Source organism: Pseudomonas sp. GW822-FHT03F04 (assembly GCF_058801405.1).
Genome location: NZ_JBXANF010000007.1, coordinates 120956 through 140032, shown reverse-complemented (window position 1 = coordinate 140032; position 19077 = coordinate 120956). Strand labels below are relative to the sequence as shown.

The following is a 19077-nucleotide window of genomic DNA, read 5'->3' as shown; positions in this document are numbered from 1 at the left end:
GATTTGCCTACGTCAAAGCTATGGCGTCAAATGCAAGGCGGATTATCTTGCAAAAGTTGCATCCGGCGCCAGAGGCGTCAGGGTTTCCCCTAGACGCCGACACCTTCAAGTGACCACCAGGGAATCGGGTTTGCTCAAAGAAATTCGACCGGATGCAAGCCAACGGGGAAGTTCTCGCCTTGGGTTGGTCGATGCCATGCCCCTATAATCGGGCCACTTAGTTTGTGGAGCCCGTTATGCCGAATCTACGTCTCGCCGATTTGACCGCCGAAATCGAAGCCAACGTGCGCCGTGCGTTGCTCGAAGACATCGGCAGCGGCGACATCACCGCGCAACTGATCCCGGCCGAACGCCTGGCCAAAGCCACCATCATCACCCGTGACGCTGCCGTGATCTGCGGCACAGCCTGGGTCGATACGGTGTTCCGTCAGCTCGATCCTCGGGTGGCGGTGCACTGGCAGGTACGCGATGGCGAACGGGTTTCGCCGAACCAGCCGTTGTTTCACCTGGAAGGCCCGGCCCGTTCGCTGTTGACCGGCGAACGCAGCGCCCTGAATTTTCTGCAGTTGCTGTCCGGCGTGGCCACCCGCGCGCAATACCTTGCGGACTTCGTCGCAGAAACCGACGTGAAACTGCTCGACACCCGCAAGACCCTGCCGGGCCTGCGTCTGGCGCAGAAGTACGCGGTCACCTGCGGCGGTTGCCATAACCATCGCATCGGCCTGTACGACGCGTTCCTGATCAAGGAAAACCACATCGCCGCCAGCGGCGGAATCCCGCAGGCCATTGCCGCCGCGCACAAGATCGCGCCGGGCAAACCAGTGGAAATCGAAGTGGAAAGCCTGGATGAACTGAAGGAAGCGCTGGCGGCAGGCGCCGACATCATCATGCTCGACGAACTGAGCCTCGATGACATGCGCGAAGCCGTGCGCCTGAACGGCGGCAAGGCGAAACTGGAGGCCAGTGGCGGCATCAACGAAAGCACGTTGCTGCCGATTGCACAGACCGGGGTGGATTACATCTCGATCGGTGCGATGACCAAGGATGTGAAGGCCGTAGACCTGTCGATGCGACTCAGCCTCTGAATCGAACGCGCAATAAAAAACGCCAGCCCTTTCGAGGCTGGCGTTTTTGTTTCAGACCACCAGATTGTTCATCTCGCAGTACTCTTCCCACTCGACGCCCAGCACTTCAGCCGCCTCCTTGTGCAGCTCCAGGCGCTTGGCCTCGAACTCTTCAGGGGTGCTGGTGTATTTGAGCGTCAGTTCCCACGGCTGCAATCCCTGGGCTTCGGCTTCGTCTTCGAACGCCCATTGGATCTGGTCTTTCTGCTCATCGGGACTCAGATCCTTGATCTCGTCCATCAGCTCCGACGCATCAAGTATGTACTTTTCCAGCGCCTGTTCGTGCCTTTGCTCTTGGGTCAATTCTTTCACAGTCATGTCGTTCTCGCTGATCATGGGAATGGAAGATGGATCTGGATCATCAAGGATCTCTCTGACGCGGATTGTCCGGCCTTCGGAACCATTCGGGATCATCTGAAAACTGCTGGGCGATGCTCATGCAGACAACGAATATAGGACGTTTGACGAGCGAATTACACGGGTCTTTACATCTCTCCCACAAAAAGTTGACCTGGGGAACATAAACCGGAATTCCAAGTCATAGCGATGTGCCATATCGGCACTTACCTTCGCTGTTCACAAGGAAACCCAGTGATGCGCAGCTTTTCGAAGATTACTTCTGTTGTGTCCGCCACCGCTCTGACCGCCCTGCTGGGCACCCTGGCCCTGCCGGCCAGCGCAATGGCAGTTGAACTGAGTAGCAGCAGCCCTTCCTATGGCGACCAGATCTCCGCCATTCACAACGATTTCGGCAAAGACGTAGTGATCAAGAGCGGCATCGGTGTCGAGGAACTGAAAAAGATGCGCGACACCGTCAATGAGCAGTCGCGTCAGATCGAAGAGTTCAAGCGCAGCAGCGGTTCCAGCTCAAGCTCCAGCGGCAGAGAAATCGACGATCTGAAGAACAAGGTCAAGGAACAGGACCGTCAGCTCGATACGCTGAGCCGTCAGGTCGAAGACCTCAAGCGCAACAGCGGCTCCAGCTCCAGTTCGAACAACAGCGAGATCTCCAGCCTCAAACAGAAGCTCAACGATCAGGATCGCGCGATGGATCAGCTCAAACGTACCGTCGAGGAGTTGAGCCGCAAGGTGAAATAAGAGAAGTGGTGCCCGAGACAGGAATCGAACCTGCGACCTTCGCGTTACGAGTGCGCTGCTCTACCGGCTGAGCTACACGGGCGGTGGGCTAAACCTAGCACTGGTCTTGAAGGTCGGCAACTTCGCTGAATGTCTCGATATTTCGCAGGCAAAAAAATGCCCCGCCGTTTTCACGGCGGGGCATTTTTATTGCGCTAAAGCGACGGGGTGATTAAACGCCCGAAGCCTTGGCCGCTGCCACGTCTTTGATGGACAGTTTGATACGGCCGCGGTTGTCCACGTCCAGTACCAGTACTTCCACTTCCTGGCCTTCTTTCAGGATGTCGGTCACTTTCTCTACGCGAGCGTCGCTCAGCATCGAGATGTGAACCAGACCATCCTTGCCTGGCAGGATGTTGACGAATGCGCCGAAGTCGACGATGCGCTCAACCTTGCCGACGTAGATCTTGCCGATCTCGGCTTCTGCGGTGATACCCAGAACGCGCTGACGTGCAGCTTCAGCCGCTTCCTTGGTTTCGCCGAAGATCTTGATCGAACCGTCGTCTTCGATGTCGATCGAAGCCTTGGTTTCTTCGCAGATCGCACGGATGGTCGCGCCACCTTTACCGATAACGTCACGGATCTTGTCGGTGTCGATCTTCATCGCGATCATGGTCGGAGCGTTGGCCGACAGCTCGGTACGCGACTGGCCGATGATCTGGTTCATCTGGCCGAGGATGTTCAGGCGCGCTTCCAGGGCTTGGCCCAGAGCGATTTCCATGATCTCTTCGGTGATGCCCTTGATCTTGATGTCCATCTGCAGCGCGGTGACGCCTTTGGCGGTACCGGCTACTTTGAAGTCCATGTCGCCCAGGTGGTCTTCGTCACCCAGGATGTCGGTCAGAACAGCGAATTTCTCGCCTTCCTTAACCAGACCCATGGCGATACCGGCAACCGGTGCCTTCATCGGAACACCAGCGTCCATCAGGGCCAGGGAAGCGCCGCAAACGGAAGCCATCGAGCTCGAACCGTTGGATTCGGTGATTTCCGAAACCACACGGATGGTGTACGGGAACACGTCAGCGGCAGGCAGCATGGCCGAAACCGAACGACGGGCCAGACGGCCGTGACCGATTTCGCGACGACCAGCGCCACCCATGCGACCACACTCGCCCACCGAGAACGGAGGGAAGTTGTAGTGCAGCATGAACGGGTCTTTTTTCTCGCCTTCCAGAGTGTCCAGCAGCTGTGCGTCACGGGCGGTGCCCAGAGTCGCGACTACCAGAGCCTGGGTTTCGCCACGGGTGAACAGCGCCGAACCGTGGGTCTTCGGCAGAACGCCGACTTCGATGTTCAGCGGACGCACGGTGCGGGTGTCGCGACCGTCGATACGTGGCTTGCCGTTTACGATGTTCTCGCGAACGGTGCGGTATTCGATTTCGCCGAAAGCGGCTTTAACGTCGGAAGCCGAAGGCTGGCCTTCTTCGCCGGACAGCTTGGCAACAACCTGATCCTTCAACTCACCCAGGCGAGCGTAACGGTCGGCCTTGATGGTGATGGTGTAAGCCTGGGAGATCGCTTCGCCGAACTCGGCACGGATAGCGCCCAGCAGTTCGGTGGCTTCTGGAGCAGGTGCCCAGGTCCAGGTTGGCTTGGCGGCTTCAGCGGCCAGTTCTTTGACTGCGTTGATCACAACCTGGAACTCGTCGTGAGCAAACAGTACCGCGCCCAGCATCTGGTCTTCGGTCAGCTCTTTGGCTTCCGATTCAACCATCAGCACGGCGTCCGAAGTACCGGCAACGACCATGTCCAGGCTCGAAGCAGCTTGCTGCTCGTAAGTCGGGTTCAGCAGGTAGCCGGTGCTTTCGTGGAAAGCAACGCGAGCGGCGCCGATCGGGCCGTCGAACGGAATGCCCGAGATCGCCAGGGCAGCCGAGGTACCGATCATCGCAGCGATGTCCGGATCGGTCTTCTTGCTGGTGGAAACGACGGTGCAGACAACCTGCACTTCGTTCATGAAACCTTCTGGGAACAGTGGACGGATCGGACGGTCGATCAGTCGGGAAGTCAGGGTTTCTTTCTCGGAAGGACGGCCTTCACGCTTGAAGAAACCGCCAGGGATCTTACCGGCAGCGTAAGTCTTTTCCTGGTAGTGAACGGACAGAGGGAAGAAACCCTTGCCCGGATCGGCTTGTTTTGCACCGACTACAGTCACCAATACGCTGACGTCATCGTCAACGGTGACCAATACTGCGCCGGAGGCCTGACGGGCGATACGGCCAGTCTCGAGGGTAACGGTCGACTGACCGAACTGGAATTTTTTGATTACCGGGTTCACGGTGTCCTACCTTCTTTGTGGCTCTTGGGGGAACTGGTTTCTTGCGAAATTCTTGGGCAATGCCGGGAATCGGCCCGACGTCTGTCCGGGGTAAAACGTGTATCCAGATAAAACTTGAGGCTGGGAGCCTGCCATGCGCCAGCGGGAATCCCACTGACGCACGACAGACAACCAACCTCTAGCGCAATCGCTGATTAGCGACGCAGACCCAGGCGAGCGATCAGAGCGCTGTAACGGCTCACGTCCTTGCCTTTCAGGTAGTCCAGCAGCTTGCGACGCTGGTTTACCATGCGGATCAGACCACGACGGGAGTGGTGGTCTTTACCGTTGGCCTTGAAGTGACCTTGCAGTTTGTTGATGTTGGCGGTCAGCAGTGCAACTTGCACTTCTGGCGAACCAGTGTCACCAACAGCTTGCTGGTAGTCAGCTACGATTTGAGCTTTTTCTTGAACGTCGAGAGCCATGAGGCAATCCTTTTATCAGGAAACTGTTTCAAAAACAGTTTCAACAGGCCAGGGACAAATCCCTGTATCTATAAATGAGTAGTGACCGTGCCTGTTAACAGCCACACTCGCCAGCCTGCTGTTACACAGGCTGGTTTCCGGTCATTCTGACCGAATCAGTCGACGCGGCGCGATACGCCCGTCTTCGCTCACTTCACCGATACCGATGAAGCGACCGTTGTGATCCTGTACCCGCACCATGCCGAACTTCGGAGCATCCGGAGCACGTACCGGCTGGCCGTTGAGCCAGTAGAACGCACTGTGTTCCGAGAAGTGCAGCAGTGGCCAATCCTGCAGGCCGCTGTCCGATGGCATCAGGAAGCGGTCGACCGCTTCGTTGCCGCCTTCGGCATGTACCGCTTCAAGCTCTTCGAGGGTCACGGTTTGCGCCAGGGTGAAAGGCCCGGCCTGGGTACGGCGCAATTCAGCGACGTACGCACCACAACCGAGTTGCTCACCGATATCCTCCACCAGGGTACGAATATAGGTGCCCTTGCTGCAATCCACCGCAAGACGCGCAGTATCGCCTTCGAAGGCCAGCAATTCCAAGCGCGCAATAGTAACAGAACGCGGTTCACGCTCCACTACTTCGCCTGCACGGGCCAACTTGTACAGCGGCTGGCCATCACGCTTGAGGGCCGAGTACATCGGCGGTATCTGACTGATTTGCCCGCGAAATTTCGGCAGGACCGCCTCAATGTCGGCCTGACCAACGGTCACCGGACGCTCCTGCAAAACCTCGCCTTCGGCGTCTGCCGTGGTGGTGGTCTTGCCCAGTTGCGCCAGGGTTTCGTAACCCTTGTCGGAATCGAGCAGGTATTGCGAGAACTTGGTCGCCTCGCCAAAGCACAACGGCAGCACGCCGGTGGCCAGTGGGTCGAGACTGCCGGTGTGCCCGGCCTTCTCGGCATTGAGCAGCCAGCGAACCTTCTGCAACGCGGCGTTGGAGGTGAATCCCAGCGGCTTGTCGAGCAGGATGATGCCGCTGACGTTACGACGGATACGTTTGACCTGAGCCACCGAGTTACTCCTTGGTGTCTTCGGGTTCTGCCGCAACCACGTGCTGATTGTCCTCAGCCACGGCGCGCTCGATCAGGGCCGACAGGTGCGCGCCACGCACGACGCTTTCGTCGTAGTGGAAGTGCAATTGCGGCACGCTGCGCAGCTTCATTTCACGGGCCAACTGCATGCGCAGGAAACCGGCGGCAGCGTTGAGCACCTTGATGCTTTGCGCGATGTCTTCAGCGTTGTCCTGCCCCATCACGGTAATGAAGATCTTTGCGTGACCGACGTCACGGCTGACTTCAACAGCGGTAATGGTGACCAGGCCGACGCGCGGGTCTTTGACTTCACGACGGATCAGTTGGGCCAGCTCACGCTGCATCTGATCGCCGATACGTTGGGTACGGCTGTATTCTTTTGCCATGATTTGTTACCTGTTACTGCCCAGCGGTGAAACCCGCAAGGTCTGAAAGCGGCAAACGCCCGGCCTGACAAAAGCCAGACCGGGCGTTGCGTTTAGAGTCCTGACGCCGTGCCGCGCATTTTCATGCGACGGCCCGACGTGGCCCTTGAAGTGCGCGAGTCAGAGGCTGCGAGCAACCTGAACCTTCTCGAAGACTTCGATCTTGTCACCGACTTTGACGTCGTTGTAGCTCTTCACGCCGATACCGCATTCCATGCCGGCACGTACTTCGGAAGCGTCATCCTTGAAGCGGCGCAGGGATTCCAGCTCGCCTTCGAAGATCACGATGTCTTCACGCAGTACACGGATCGGACGGTTACGGTGAACAGTACCCTCGATCACCATGCAGCCGGCGATAGCGCCGAACTTAGGCGAACGGAACACGTCACGTACTTCGGCCACACCGAGGATGTTCTCGCGAACATCGCTGCCAAGCATACCGGTCAGGGCTTTCTTGACGTCTTCGATGATGTCGTAGATTACGTTGTAGTAACGCATATCCAGACCTTCCTGCTCGACGATCTTCCGTGCGCCGGCATCGGCACGCACGTTGAAGCCGAACAGTACAGCGTTGGAAGCCAGTGCCAGGTTGGCGTCGGATTCGGTGATACCACCGACACCGCCACCGACCACGCGCACTTGCACTTCGTCGTTGCCCAGGCCGTTCAGAGCGCCCTGCAATGCTTCCAGCGAACCACGGACGTCGGATTTGAGGACGATGTTGAGCGTCTTCTTCTCTTCCTGACCCATGCTTTCGAAGATGTTTTCCAGCTTGCCGGCGTGAGCGCGAGCCAGTTTGACTTCGCGGAACTTGCCTTGACGGAACAGAGCCACTTCACGGGCTTTCTTCTCGTCGGCAACCACGCTCATCTCGTCGCCAGCATCAGGCGTACCGTCCAGGCCGAGGATCTCGACCGGAATGGCCGGACCTGCTTCCTTGATCGGCTTGCCGTTCTCGTCGAGCATGGCGCGCACGCGGCCGTAGTTCGAGCCGACCAGCACCATGTCGCCTTGACGCAGAGTACCGTCCTGAACCAGAACAGTCGCTACCGGGCCACGGCCCTTGTCCAGACGCGATTCAACCACGACACCACGGCCAGGAGCCGATGGGGTTGCAGTCAGTTCGAGAACTTCGGCTTGCAGCAATACAGCTTCAAGCAGTTCGTCGACGCCGGTACCCATCTTCGCGGAGACCGGAACGAATGGAGTGTCACCACCCCACTCTTCGGAGGTCACGCCGTGGGCCGACAGTTCGCTACGGATGCGATCGAGATCAGCGCCCGGCTTGTCGATCTTGTTCACCGCAACCACCAGCGGAACACCAGCAGCAACAGCGTGCTGAACGGCTTCGATGGTTTGTGGCATCACGCCGTCGTCCGCTGCAACCACCAGGATCACGATGTCGGTCGCCTTGGCACCACGGGCACGCATTGCGGTAAACGCGGCGTGACCAGGGGTGTCGAGGAACGTCACCATGCCACGGTCGGTTTCAACGTGGTACGCACCGATGTGCTGGGTGATGCCGCCGGCTTCGCCTGCAGCTACCTTGGCACGACGGATGTAGTCGAGCAGGGAAGTCTTACCGTGGTCAACGTGGCCCATTACGGTCACGACTGGAGCACGGGAAACGGCTTCACCTTCAAACTTCAGGGACTCGGCCAGGGAATCTTCCAGAGCGGTGTCGCTGACCAGGGTCACTTTGTGGCCCAGTTCTTCGGCTACCAGCTGAGCAGTTTCCTGATCAAGCACCTGGTTGATGGTCGCTGGAGTACCCAGTTTGAACATGAACTTGATGATTTCAGCAGCCTTCACCGACATCTGTTGAGCGAGATCGCCAACAGTGATGGTTTCGCCGATCTTCACTTCACGCACGACAGGACCGGTAGGGTTCTGGAAACCGTGGGCGTTGCGTTTCTTCAGCTTGGCCTTGCCGCGACCGCCGCGACGGAAGCCATCGCTTTCTTCGTCGGTAGTGCGTGGCGCCACACGTGGAGCCGGTGCCTTTTCCTTGACCGAAGCGCGATGCGGAGCGTTTTTGCGCTCGCCATCGCCACTGCCGCGACGGTTGTTGTCGTCGGCACGTGGTTTGTCCGGACGGCGCTGTTCGTCGCGCTTGCGAGCGTCGGCAGCTGGCGCTGCAGCCACAACCGGCGCAGCTTCGCGCACAGGTTCAGCGGCTGGCGCAGGTGCTGCAACAGGCTCGGAAGTGGCGGTCGATGCAGCAGCAGGCTGGCGACGCGCTTCTTCTTCGGCGCGAACACGGGCTTCTTCTTCAGCCTTTTGACGGGCAGCATTTTCTACTGCGCGACGCTCATCCAGTTCACGCTTGCGCTCGGCTTCGATTTCTTCCGGGCTACGCTGTACGAAAACTTTCTTCTTGCGGACTTCAACGCTGATGCTTTTGCTGCCAGCCACACGCAGGGTGCTGGTGGTTTTACGCTGCAGCGTGATCTTGCGTGGTTCTTCCACTTTCGCCTTGTGGCTGCTCTTCAAGTGAGTCAGCAGGGATTGCTTCTCACTGTCAGTCACATGTTCTTCGGCGGCGGTGTGCGGCAGACCTGCCTCACGCATCTGCTGCAACAGGCGCTCTACCGGTGTTTTGACCTCATCGGCCAGTTGTTTCACCGTGACTTGCGTCATGCATTTCTCTCCTCAGGCCGCGCCTAATTACTCGAACCAGTGGGCTCGGGCGGCCATGATCAACTTGCCGGCACGATCATCGTCAATGCCGTCGATGTCGAGCAGGTCGTCAATAGACTGCTCGGCCAGGTCTTCGCGGGTAATTACGCCGCGCACCGCCAGTTCCATCGCCAAATCCTTGTCCATACCCTCAAGCGAGAGCAGGTCTTCGGCCGGATGGGCGTCTGCCAGCTTTTCCTCAGTAGCGATGGCTTTGGTCAACAAGCGATCCTTGGCACGAGCACGAAGCTCGTTGACGATGTCTTCGTCAAAGCCGTCGATGTTGAGCATTTCTTCCAACGGTACGTAGGCAATCTCTTCCAGGCTGGTGAAGCCTTCGTCAACCAGCACCTGAGCCAGCTCTTCGTCGACTTCCAGCTCGTCGATGAAGTTGCGCAGGATGTCGCCGGTTTCCGCTTGTTGCTTAGCCTGGATGTCCGATTCGGTCATCACGTTCAGGGTCCAGCCAGTCAGCTGGCTCGCCAGACGCACGTTCTGACCACCACGACCGATGGCCTGAGCCAGATTGTCTGCGCCAACGGCGATGTCCATGGCGTGGGCATCTTCATCAACGATGATGGCCGCCACTTCTGCCGGCGACATGGCATTGATCACGAACTGCGCCGGGTTATCGTCCCACAGGACGATATCGACACGCTCGCCACCCAACTCGCCCGACACGGCCTGGACGCGCGAACCGCGCATACCGATGCACGCGCCCTGCGGGTCGATGCGTTTGTCCTTGGAGCGGACAGCGATCTTGGCGCGCGAACCCGGATCACGGGAAGCGGCCATGACTTCGATGAGGCCTTCAGCGATTTCCGGCACTTCGATACGGAACAGCTCGATCAGCATTTCCGGCGCGGTACGCGACAGGATCAACTGAGGGCCACGGTTCTCGGTGCGGATTTCCTTGAGCAGCGCACGCAGACGCACGCCAACACGGAAGGTTTCGCGAGAGATGATGTCTTCACGGGCCAGCAACGCTTCAGCGTTATTACCCAGGTCGACGATCACGTTGTCGCGGGTCACTTTTTTCACGGTGCCGGAGATGATTTCTCCCAGGCGCTCGCGATAAGCGTCAACCACTTGTGCGCGCTCGGCTTCGCGCACTTTCTGCACGATGACCTGCTTGGCGGTCTGCGCAGCAATGCGGCCGAATTCGATGGATTCGATCTTTTCTTCGACGACGTCACCAACCTTGGCACCAGGATGCGTTTCAGCAACCTTGCTTGGCCAGGTTTCGATGGCCGGATCATCGAGATCATTCTCTTCGACGACCGTCCAGCGACGGAAAGTTTCGTAAGAACCGGTGTGGCGGTTGATTTCCACACGCAGATCAACTTCGTCTTCAAAACGCTTTTTGGTAGCAGTGGCCAGAGCCAGCTCCAGCGCTTCAAAAATTACGCTTGCCGGTACGCCCTTTTCATTGGATACCGACTCAACAACCAGCAGTACTTCTTTGCTCATCGTACGCCTCGCCTTTCGCAAGCCATTGGATCCGCGGGATCCGCGTCTCAGTCAAAACTGGGAATAATGTTGGCCTTGTCGATCATATCGATCGGCAACAGGAATTCATGGTCATCTACCTGCACCACGACATCCTGTTCTTCTACACCGCGCAGAAGGCCCTGAAAGTTGCGTCGTCCTTCAAAAGGCGAGCGCAGCTTGATCTTCACTTGTTCACCGACATATTTGGCAAACTGCTCAAGAGTGAACAGTGGGCGTTCCATGCCTGGCGAGGAAACTTCAAGGGTGTATTCAACGGATATCGGATCTTCAACATCCAGCACACCGCTGATCTGACGGCTGACGATGGCGCAATCGTCCACCAGTACGCCGCCTTCCTTATCGATATAAACGCGCAACATTGAGTGGCGACCTTGAGCCGAAAACTCAATACCCCAGCATTCATAGCCTAGGGCCACGACCACCGGGGCCAGCAAGGCCTGCAACTCTTCTAGCTTGCTCGACACCTGAACCCCCTCGTGCATGTATGTGCATGCTATGCAAAATAAAAAAATGGGCGAAACGCCCATCCTTGAAACGCCGTCGAACAGCGGCGTTGAAAGTGTCCAGCTAACAAAAAGCCCCTTAAAAGGGGCTCCTTAAACTGGTTGCGGGGGCCGGATTTGAACCGACGACCTTCGGGTTATGAGCCCGACGAGCTACCAGACTGCTCCACCCCGCGACAAAGCTGGGGCGGAAGTATACGACCGATCCCCAATAGGGTCAATGTAACCTTCCACCTGCAAGAAAGCCCGCAACAGCGGGCTCTCCTGACTAATTGGTACCGAGAAGGGGACTCGAACCCCTACACCCTATGGGCACAACCACCTCAAGGTTGCGTGTCTACCAATTCCACCACCTCGGCAATACTACGTTTGAAACCCTTCTTACTTCTGCTCTTGAGCTGGAGGTACGTCAGTCGCTGGAGTAGCCGACTTTTGCTCTTGAAGCACCGGGACATCATCAGAAGCCGGTTGTTGCTTTGGAACTTCCAACACTGCCGGGTTTGGCAAACCTGCCTGAGTCAGCTGATGAGCCTTCTCTTTAGCAAAGTATCCTAACCCCAAGCTGGTTATGAAGAAACCGGCGGCAAGTATAGCAGTAAACTTACTAAGAAAGGTAGAGGAACCTTGGCTTCCGAACACAGTATTTGAAGCACCTGCTCCGAAAGACGCGCCAGCGTCCGCACCCTTACCCTGCTGCAGCAAAACCAGAGCAACTACGCCCAATGCACCCAGCAGATGAAAAACGACTACGACTGTTTCCAGCATTTTTTCAGTTTCCCGCGGCGCGACAGATCGCACCGAACTCATCTGCATTCAGGGAAGCTCCACCAATGAGCCCCCCATCGATATCCGGCATGCCGAACAGTTCGACCGCATTGGCCGCCTTCACGCTGCCGCCGTATAGAAGCCGCACACCTCGTGCGACTTCAGAATTCTCTGCCGCCAACTGCTCGCGAATGGCCTTATGCACATCCTGAGCCTGTTGCGGCGTTGCAGTCAGCCCGGTACCAATGGCCCAGACCGGCTCGTAAGCGATCACTGCATTGGCAAAAGCACCGACACCCAGCTCCTCTATGATACTGCCCAGCTGACGCCCGACAACCTCAAGAGTTTTTCCAGCTTCGCGTTGCTCCAGGGTCTCCCCTACACACAACACCGGAATCAAGCCACATGCCTGTGCCGCTGCGAACTTGCGATTCAGCATCCCGTCTCGCTCGCCCATGATCTGGCGGCGTTCGGAGTGCCCGACAAGCACCAGGGAACAACCTGCATCCACCAACTGACTCGGTGCAACTTCACCGGTCAATGCACCTTGCATCGATTCCACCGCAGAGTTCTGCGCGCCGACCGAAATCGACTTTCCTTTCAAGCCATCAATCACTTGATTGATATGCAGACAAGGCGGGAATACCGCGACATCAACACCGCTTGGCAAGGCCAGATGACGAAGGCCGTTGATCAGCTCAGCGACGCTGGCGCGGGTACCGTGCATCTTCCAGTTACCAGCTACCATAGGGCGACGCATGCTGTACCTCGTCGGTCAAAGTGGGCGCAGATGTTACCCAACACAATCATGGCTGGCAAGCCGTATCAGGCAGAAACTTCAGTTACCAGTTTTGCCAGTTCTTCGGCATAGCTGCGAACCTGAGCTTCATCCTCGCCTTCGACCATGACACGCACCAGAGGCTCTGTCCCGGACTTGCGCAGAAGCACACGGCCACGACCCGCCATCGCCTCGGTTACACGCTTGCTGGCTTCCTTGACAGCCGGGTGGTCGAGCGGACTGTCGCCGCCGCCAAAACGCACATTGATCAACACCTGAGGACACTTGCGCAGCGCCTGGCGGGTTTGCGCCAGACCTTCGTTGCGGGTTTTCAATGCCATCAACACCTGCAACGCCGCGATGATCGCATCACCCGTTGTGGTGTGATTGAAGCAGACGACATGCCCGGAGTTCTCACCACCGACCAGCCAATCACGCTCCAGCAACTCGGCAATCACATAACGGTCGCCGACATTTGCGCGCACAAAAGGAATACCCAGATCCGCCAGGGCCAACTCCAGACCCAGGTTGCTCATCAGCGTACCGACCACGCCGCCCTGCAACTTGCCGCGCTCATGCAGATCGCGCGCGATGATGAAAATCAGCTCATCGCCATCAACAACCGCACCGGTGTGATCAACCATCAAGACCCGATCACCATCGCCATCGAAAGCGATACCCAGATCGGCGTGTTCGGAAAGCACCGCCGCCTGCAACGGCCCCATGTGCGTCGAGCCACAGTTGTCGTTGATGTTCAGGCCGTTGGGCTGGGCGGACAACACCACAACCTCGGCGCCCAACTCACGGAAGACGCTCGGCGCGACCTTGTAGGTTGCTCCGTGCGCGCAGTCGATCACGATCTTGAGACCGGCAAAACTGGTGTTGGTCGGCACGCTGCTCTTGCAGAACTCGATGTATCGACCGGACGCATCGTTGATTCGCGAGACCTTGCCGATCTTGCTCGACTCGACGACTGTCATTGAAGTATCGAGCAGCTCTTCGATCATCAGTTCCAGCTCATCCGGCAACTTGGTGCCGCGACCGGAGAAAAACTTGATGCCGTTATCGTCGTGAGGATTGTGCGAAGCACTGATCACGATACCGGCCTCAGCCTGGAATGTGCGCGACAGGTAAGCGATAGCAGGCGTCGGCATCGGCCCGAGCAGCATCACGTCGGCACCTGCCGATGTGAGACCGGCTTCCAGAGCCGACTCGAACATATAACCGGAAATTCGTGTGTCCTTGCCTACGAGCACCTTGCAGGCGCCCATTTTTCGGAATGCCATCCCTGCTGCCCAGCCAAGCTTGAGCATGAAATCCGGAGTAATCGGGTACTCACCGACGCGACCACGAATACCGTCGGTACCAAAGTATTTCTTGCTCATAAGTGCTCCATCATTCTTATTCGGCTGATTCCACGGCCGCGATCATCCGCACGACATCCACCGTCTCTGCCACATCATGGACGCGCAATATACGCGCGCCCTTGACGGACGCCAGTGCAGCCAGGGCCAAACCACCATACAGGCGCTCGCCCACGGGGCGATTCAGTGCCTGCCCGATCATGCTTTTTCGCGAGACGCCGACCAACAGAGGTCGCCCCAATGCATGAAGGGCATCCATATGCCTGAACAAGCTTAGATTGTGCTGCAGGGTTTTGGCGAAACCGAAGCCAGGATCGAGAATGATCCGCTCCGCAGGTATGCCAGCCGACGCGCATCGCTCCATACGCTCGGCGAGAAACTCACCCACTTCCCGGGTGACATCCTGATATTGCGGGTTGTCCTGCATGTCACCGGGCTCACCCAGCATATGCATCAGACAGACCGGCAACCCCGTGGCCGCAGCGGCATCCAGCGCACCGTCACGCCGAAGCGACCGCACGTCGTTGATCAACCCGGCACCCAGGCGTGCGGTTTCCCGCATGACGGCTGGAGTCGACGTATCGACAGAGATGATCACATCCAGCTCACGATTGATCAGTTCCACGATTGGCGCCACACGCTCCAGCTCCTCAAGCGGTGAAACCGCTCGCGCACCAGGCCGCGTTGACTCTCCGCCGACATCAATCAGCGTCGCGCCAGCCAACACCATCGCCTCGGCATGACGCAAGGCCGCATCAAGCTGGCTGTATCGGCCACCATCGGAGAAGGAATCGGGAGTGACATTGAGAATGCCCATGACATGCGTCCGGGCCAAATCAAGAACCCGGTTGCCGCAAGGCAACCGGGTCAGGGACTGTACAGAAGTCATTTCAAACCTTAAACGTCAGCAGCCGGACCGCCAATCGGTGTTTCCGGACGCTCATCCTGAACCACCGGAGGAGGCGTGCCAGTGCCGGTGCCACCCGACCAGTCGCGAGGTTCGCGTGGCGTGCGACCCGCCATGATGTCGTCGATCTGTTCGGCATCGATCGTCTCGTACTTCATCAGGGCATCAGCCATGGCATCGAGCTTGTCACGGTTGTCCGTAAGGATCTGTTTGGCGGTGCCGTAGCACTGATCGATGATGCTGCGCACTTCCGAGTCAATCAACTTCGCGGTTTCACCCGAGAAGCTGGCGTTCTGACCACCGCCGCCACGACCCAGGAACACCTCGCCCTCTTCTTCCGCATACATCAACGGACCGAGTTTTTCAGACAGGCCCCACTTGGTCACCATGTTCCGCGCAATCTGACTGGCACGCATGATGTCGTTGGAGGCGCCGGTCGTCACACCGTCGAAGCCCAAGGTCATTTCTTCAGCGATACGACCGCCGTACAGCGAGCAGATCTGACTGATCAACGCACGCTTGGACAGGCTGTAGCGATCTTCTTCCGGCAGGAACATGGTCACACCCAGTGCACGACCGCGCGGGATGATCGACACCTTGTAGACCGGATCATGCTCAGGCACGACGCGACCGACAATGGCGTGGCCGGCTTCGTGATAAGCCGTGTTTTGCTTCTCTTTCTCGGACATGACCATGGATTTGCGCTCGGCACCCATCATGATCTTGTCTTTGGCCAGTTCGAATTCCTTCATCTCGACAATGCGCTTGCCAGCACGGGCAGCGAACAGCGAAGCCTCGTTGACCAGGTTCGCAAGGTCAGCACCGGAGAAGCCCGGAGTACCACGAGCGATAACAGCTGGAGCAACGTCGTCACCCATTGGCACTTTACGCATGTGCACTTTGAGGATTTGTTCGCGACCACGGATATCCGGCAGACCGACCACCACCTGACGGTCGAAACGACCCGGACGCAGCAAAGCAGGGTCCAGTACGTCAGGACGGTTGGTTGCCGCGATGACGATGATGCCGTCATTCATTTCGAAGCCGTCCATCTCGACCAGCAACTGGTTGAGAGTCTGCTCACGCTCGTCGTGACCGCCGCCCATGCCAGCGCCACGATGGCGACCAACGGCGTCGATCTCGTCGATGAAGATAATGCAAGGTGCGTGTTTCTTGGCCTGTTCGAACATATCGCGAACGCGGCTGGCACCGACACCGACGAACATTTCGACGAAGTCGGAACCGGAAATGGTGAAGAACGGCACTTTGGCTTCGCCGGCAATCGCCTTGGCCAGCAAGGTTTTACCGGTACCCGGAGGACCGACCATCAGTACACCGCGAGGAATACGGCCACCCAGACGCTGGAACTTGCCCGGATCACGCAGGAACTCGACGAGCTCGCCGACCTCTTCCTTGGCTTCGTCGCAACCGGCAACGTCAGCCAGGGTGGTTTTCACCTGGTCTTCGGACAGCAGGCGCGCCTTGCTTTTGCCAAAGCTCATCGGCCCGCCCTTGCCACCGGCACCGCCCTGCATCTGGCGCATGAAGAACATGAACACCGCGATGATCACCAGGATCGGGAAACTGGCCACCAGAAGCTGGGTCCAGATGCTTTGCTGCTCAGGCTGCTTGCCTTCGACCACGACGTGGTTGTCGACCAGGTCGCCGATCAGGCCATTGTCCTGAATTGCCGGACGAATGGTCTTGAAGCTGTCGCCATCGTTGCGCTTGCCGGTAATCACGTAGCCGTCGACGGCCACGCGCTCGACCTTGCCATCCTTGACCTGCTGGATGAAGTCGGAATAGTTGAGGGTCTGCGGCTCGTTAGGGCTGGAGAAGTTGTTCATCACCGTCACCAAGACAGCCGCGATGATCAACCACAGGATCAGATTCTTTGCCATATCGTTCAATTAACTACCCTCTGAAGCAAGCTCCGCTACTGGCGCGCGCTTCGCATGATATTCACCGGCCTAACTTACTACATTACCTACAGCTCTGGCAGGCGCCGTCTGTAACCCTTTGTGAAACACTTTCTACACAATATTCGCTTATGCGCGCGGGGCGAAATACGAAAAACCTATCACCCCGCCAAAAAACCTCGTTTTACTCGCTACGACCGCGATAACCCCAAGCCAGCATATATTGCTCACGGGAGCTGCCACGGGAAGAGTCCGGCTTGATCATCTGGATCTTGTCGAATTTCCGACGAGCATCCTTCAGGTAAACATCAAACCCTTCGCCCTGAAAAATCTTGATCACGAAATTGCCACCCGGCTTGAGTATCCGCTCCGCCAGATCAAGCGCCAGTTCGCAAAGAAACATGGCTTTTGGCATATCCACTTCAGGCGTACCACTCATATTGGGGGCCATATCGGAAATCACAAGGTCCACCTGCGAATTACCCACGGCCTCAAGGATCTGAGCGAGCACTGCGTCCTCGGTGAAGTCACCCTGGATAAAGGTCACGTCCGGAATGCTGTCCATTTCCAGGATGTCCGAGGCGATCAGTCGCCCCTGACCACCGATCAGCCGACTGGTGACCTGCGACCAGCCACCTGGCGCCGCGCCGAGGTCGACGACGCTCATGCCCGGACGGATCAGCTTGTATTTCTCCTGGATCTCCAGAAGTTTGTAACTCGCACGCGAGCGGTAGCCATCCTTCTGCGCTTGCTTCACATAGGGATCGTTGACATGTCGTTTCAGCCAACCAAGGCTTGTCTTGGAACGCGCCATTGGGCACCTCGTTGATTAGGGTCGTGATTAATTGGGCGGATCCACGAGCCCTCGGGTAAAATGGCCGCCATTTTACAGAATCCAGACGAAAGGGTCAGATTATGCCGCTCACTCCAGAGCAGAAGAAACAGTACAAATCCATCGGTCACCACCTGAAACCAGTTTTGACGGTGGCTGACAACGGTTTGACTGAGGGTGTTTTAGCCGAACTCGAACGCGCATTGGCGGATCACGAGCTGATCAAGATCAAGCTCAACATCCTCGATCGCGAAGCACGCCTGGCGTCCGTTGCAGAGCTGTGCAAGGTCGGCAAGGCCGATCTGGTTCAAGTCATCGGCAAGATGGCACTGATTTACCGCAAGAACTTCAGCGTCAACAAGCAGCTGTCGAACGTCCATCGCTTCAAGTGATGGCAAGGGTCAAGGGTGTGCTTCGCGCACCCTGCCACTCCATCCCGGCACCGGCTGCAACACCAGCACCAGCCCGGAAAAACCCAGAACAAGATAGCTGAACACCTGCCAGCGCTGCGCATCCGGCCAGCCGACACGCACTGCGATATACATCGCACTCGCATACAACGCCACCAGCAGCACTTGCCCGCGAAAATCCCGCCATAGACTGGCAAGGCCTTCGGCCTGTACCAGCACCAAAGCCTGAAAAATCACGCACGCGGCAGCGAAACCCACCACCGGCACTTCAAACGCACTGGCGACTTCGTCGATCAGCAGCGGCGCCAGGCCAATCTTGCCCAGCACCGGCCGCAGACCAAGGTGCACCAGCCATAATCCGCCGACCCACAGCATCTGGGTCAGCTGCCAGAGCATGGCGCCCGCATGCAGCGGGCGCCCTGTTTCAGATGTGACGGACTTCGACAATCTCGTACTCGATAACGCCACCAGGCGTTTTCACGGCAACGACGTCACCCTCTTCCTTGCCGATCAGGGCACGGGCCAGAGGCGAACCGACCGAAATCTTGCCGAGCTTGAAGTCTGCTTCATCCTCACCAACGATGTGGTAAGTGACGCTCTCATCAGTCTCGACGTTGGCGATTTCAACGGTGGTGCCGAAAATCACTTTGCCCGTGTGAGGAATGGTCGTGACATCAATCACGACCTGATTCTGGATCCGGCCTTCGATGTCACGGATGCGCGCCTCGACCATGCCCTGCTGTTCGCGGGCAGCATGGTATTCAGCGTTTTCCTTCAAGTCACCCAACTCGCGGGCCGTACCGATGTCCTGGCTGAGCTTCGGACGAACGACCTTGGTCAGGTGAGTATGTTCTTCTTCCAGGGCGCGAGCGCCCTGAACAGTCATCGGGTACTTGGTTAT

Annotated in this window: 19 protein-coding genes and 3 tRNA genes; 3 read left to right on the top strand and 19 right to left on the bottom strand. The window is 57.8% G+C overall.

Features of this window, described 5'->3' with window-relative positions:
- Positions 1-236: 236 nt before the first annotated feature.
- Positions 237-1085, top strand: coding sequence for a carboxylating nicotinate-nucleotide diphosphorylase (gene nadC, locus AC1RMX_RS17900; RefSeq protein ID WP_085711842.1), 849 nt, complete (start codon positions 237-239; stop codon positions 1083-1085).
- A 51-nt stretch (positions 1086-1136) separates the two neighbouring features.
- Here nadC and AC1RMX_RS17895 read toward each other — a convergent pair whose 3' ends face one another.
- Positions 1137-1442: a DUF6388 family protein gene (locus AC1RMX_RS17895; RefSeq protein ID WP_493072654.1), complete on the bottom strand. Its 306-nt coding sequence runs from the start codon at positions 1440-1442 to the stop codon at positions 1137-1139.
- A gap of 276 nt (positions 1443-1718) precedes the next feature.
- Here AC1RMX_RS17895 and AC1RMX_RS17890 point away from each other — a divergent pair, with 276 nt between their 5' ends.
- Entirely contained in the window at positions 1719-2222 is a 504-nt protein-coding gene (locus AC1RMX_RS17890) for a hypothetical protein (RefSeq protein WP_493072653.1), read from the top strand.
- Between the two features lie 6 nt (positions 2223-2228).
- On the opposite strand, the gene AC1RMX_RS17885 is transcribed toward AC1RMX_RS17890, so the two are convergent.
- The 16 genes from AC1RMX_RS17885 to rlmE form a co-directional block, all read right to left on the bottom strand.
- Positions 2229-2304 (bottom strand) — tRNA-Thr (locus tag AC1RMX_RS17885).
- 129 nt (positions 2305-2433) lie between these two features.
- Positions 2434-4539 (bottom strand): polyribonucleotide nucleotidyltransferase, encoded by a 2106-nt coding sequence (gene pnp, locus AC1RMX_RS17880; RefSeq protein ID WP_096818846.1) that lies wholly within the window; start codon positions 4537-4539, stop codon positions 2434-2436.
- A gap of 194 nt (positions 4540-4733) precedes the next feature.
- Entirely contained in the window at positions 4734-5003 is a 270-nt protein-coding gene (gene rpsO, locus AC1RMX_RS17875) for a 30S ribosomal protein S15 (protein WP_011332409.1), read from the bottom strand.
- 141 nt (positions 5004-5144) lie between these two features.
- On the bottom strand, positions 5145-6062 hold the full coding sequence (truB, locus tag AC1RMX_RS17870) for a tRNA pseudouridine(55) synthase TruB (protein WP_096818844.1): 918 nt from the start codon (positions 6060-6062) through the stop codon (positions 5145-5147).
- A gap of 4 nt (positions 6063-6066) precedes the next feature.
- Complete coding sequence (gene rbfA, locus AC1RMX_RS17865) at positions 6067-6468, bottom strand: 30S ribosome-binding factor RbfA (protein WP_096818842.1); 402 nt, start codon at positions 6466-6468, stop codon at positions 6067-6069.
- 159 nt (positions 6469-6627) lie between these two features.
- Entirely contained in the window at positions 6628-9147 is a 2520-nt protein-coding gene (infB, locus tag AC1RMX_RS17860) for a translation initiation factor IF-2 (RefSeq protein ID WP_102619400.1), read from the bottom strand.
- A 27-nt stretch (positions 9148-9174) separates the two neighbouring features.
- The gene (gene nusA / locus AC1RMX_RS17855; RefSeq protein ID WP_003221546.1) at positions 9175-10656 is read right to left on the bottom strand and encodes a transcription termination factor NusA; all 1482 of its coding nucleotides are present in this window, start codon (positions 10654-10656) and stop codon (positions 9175-9177) included.
- A 47-nt stretch (positions 10657-10703) separates the two neighbouring features.
- Complete coding sequence (gene rimP / locus AC1RMX_RS17850) at positions 10704-11162, bottom strand: ribosome maturation factor RimP (protein WP_039769696.1); 459 nt, start codon at positions 11160-11162, stop codon at positions 10704-10706.
- 138 nt (positions 11163-11300) lie between these two features.
- Positions 11301-11377 (bottom strand) — tRNA-Met (locus tag AC1RMX_RS17845).
- A gap of 97 nt (positions 11378-11474) precedes the next feature.
- Positions 11475-11560: transfer RNA gene (locus AC1RMX_RS17840), tRNA-Leu, on the bottom strand.
- Positions 11561-11582: 22 nt separating this feature from the next.
- Positions 11583-11966, bottom strand: a complete 384-nt coding sequence (gene secG, locus AC1RMX_RS17835; protein WP_011332406.1) for a preprotein translocase subunit SecG — start codon at positions 11964-11966, stop codon at positions 11583-11585.
- Between the two features lie 4 nt (positions 11967-11970).
- A complete protein-coding gene (gene tpiA / locus AC1RMX_RS17830) occupies positions 11971-12726 on the bottom strand; it encodes a triose-phosphate isomerase (RefSeq protein ID WP_096818836.1) in 756 nt (251 codons plus the stop codon).
- A 65-nt stretch (positions 12727-12791) separates the two neighbouring features.
- A complete protein-coding gene (glmM, locus tag AC1RMX_RS17825; protein WP_493072652.1) occupies positions 12792-14129 on the bottom strand; it encodes a phosphoglucosamine mutase in 1338 nt (445 codons plus the stop codon).
- Positions 14130-14145: 16 nt separating this feature from the next.
- The gene (gene folP, locus AC1RMX_RS17820; RefSeq protein WP_192559751.1) at positions 14146-14997 is read right to left on the bottom strand and encodes a dihydropteroate synthase; all 852 of its coding nucleotides are present in this window, start codon (positions 14995-14997) and stop codon (positions 14146-14148) included.
- A gap of 8 nt (positions 14998-15005) precedes the next feature.
- On the bottom strand, positions 15006-16916 hold the full coding sequence (gene ftsH / locus AC1RMX_RS17815; protein WP_085711849.1) for an ATP-dependent zinc metalloprotease FtsH: 1911 nt from the start codon (positions 16914-16916) through the stop codon (positions 15006-15008).
- 202 nt (positions 16917-17118) lie between these two features.
- Positions 17119-17748: a 23S rRNA (uridine(2552)-2'-O)-methyltransferase RlmE gene (gene rlmE, locus AC1RMX_RS17810; RefSeq protein WP_102619397.1), complete on the bottom strand. Its 630-nt coding sequence runs from the start codon at positions 17746-17748 to the stop codon at positions 17119-17121.
- A gap of 101 nt (positions 17749-17849) precedes the next feature.
- On the opposite strand from rlmE, the gene AC1RMX_RS17805 reads away from it, so the two are divergent.
- Positions 17850-18158, top strand: coding sequence for a YhbY family RNA-binding protein (locus tag AC1RMX_RS17805; protein ID WP_011332401.1), 309 nt, complete (start codon positions 17850-17852; stop codon positions 18156-18158).
- 9 nt (positions 18159-18167) lie between these two features.
- On the opposite strand, the gene AC1RMX_RS17800 is transcribed toward AC1RMX_RS17805, so the two are convergent.
- Both AC1RMX_RS17800 and greA read right to left on the bottom strand, forming a co-directional pair.
- Positions 18168-18572: an MFS transporter gene (locus AC1RMX_RS17800; protein WP_493072651.1), complete on the bottom strand. Its 405-nt coding sequence runs from the start codon at positions 18570-18572 to the stop codon at positions 18168-18170.
- A 28-nt stretch (positions 18573-18600) separates the two neighbouring features.
- Positions 18601-19077, bottom strand: coding sequence for a transcription elongation factor GreA (greA, locus tag AC1RMX_RS17795; RefSeq protein WP_096819323.1), 477 nt, complete (start codon positions 19075-19077; stop codon positions 18601-18603).

What these genes read in the sequence shown, in the direction of transcription:
- nadC (WP_085711842.1), top strand. Translation starts at nt 237, where the DNA reads ATGCCGAATCTACGTCTCGCCGATTTGACCGCCGAAATCGAAGCCAAC.
- AC1RMX_RS17895 (WP_493072654.1), bottom strand. Translation starts at nt 1,442, where the DNA reads ATGACTGTGAAAGAATTGACCCAAGAGCAAAGGCACGAACAGGCGCTG.
- AC1RMX_RS17890 (WP_493072653.1), top strand. Translation starts at nt 1,719, where the DNA reads ATGCGCAGCTTTTCGAAGATTACTTCTGTTGTGTCCGCCACCGCTCTG.
- rpsO (WP_011332409.1), bottom strand. Translation starts at nt 5,003, where the DNA reads ATGGCTCTCGACGTTCAAGAAAAAGCTCAAATCGTAGCTGACTACCAG.
- rbfA (WP_096818842.1), bottom strand. Translation starts at nt 6,468, where the DNA reads ATGGCAAAAGAATACAGCCGTACCCAACGTATCGGCGATCAGATGCAG.
- infB (WP_102619400.1), bottom strand. Translation starts at nt 9,147, where the DNA reads ATGACGCAAGTCACGGTGAAACAACTGGCCGATGAGGTCAAAACACCG.
- nusA (WP_003221546.1), bottom strand. Translation starts at nt 10,656, where the DNA reads ATGAGCAAAGAAGTACTGCTGGTTGTTGAGTCGGTATCCAATGAAAAG.
- secG (WP_011332406.1), bottom strand. Translation starts at nt 11,966, where the DNA reads ATGCTGGAAACAGTCGTAGTCGTTTTTCATCTGCTGGGTGCATTGGGC.
- tpiA (WP_096818836.1), bottom strand. Translation starts at nt 12,726, where the DNA reads ATGCGTCGCCCTATGGTAGCTGGTAACTGGAAGATGCACGGTACCCGC.
- glmM (WP_493072652.1), bottom strand. Translation starts at nt 14,129, where the DNA reads ATGAGCAAGAAATACTTTGGTACCGACGGTATTCGTGGTCGCGTCGGT.
- folP (WP_192559751.1), bottom strand. Translation starts at nt 14,997, where the DNA reads ATGACTTCTGTACAGTCCCTGACCCGGTTGCCTTGCGGCAACCGGGTT.
- ftsH (WP_085711849.1), bottom strand. Translation starts at nt 16,916, where the DNA reads ATGGCAAAGAATCTGATCCTGTGGTTGATCATCGCGGCTGTCTTGGTG.
- rlmE (WP_102619397.1), bottom strand. Translation starts at nt 17,748, where the DNA reads ATGGCGCGTTCCAAGACAAGCCTTGGTTGGCTGAAACGACATGTCAAC.
- AC1RMX_RS17805 (WP_011332401.1), top strand. Translation starts at nt 17,850, where the DNA reads ATGCCGCTCACTCCAGAGCAGAAGAAACAGTACAAATCCATCGGTCAC.
- AC1RMX_RS17800 (WP_493072651.1), bottom strand. Translation starts at nt 18,572, where the DNA reads ATGCTCTGGCAGCTGACCCAGATGCTGTGGGTCGGCGGATTATGGCTG.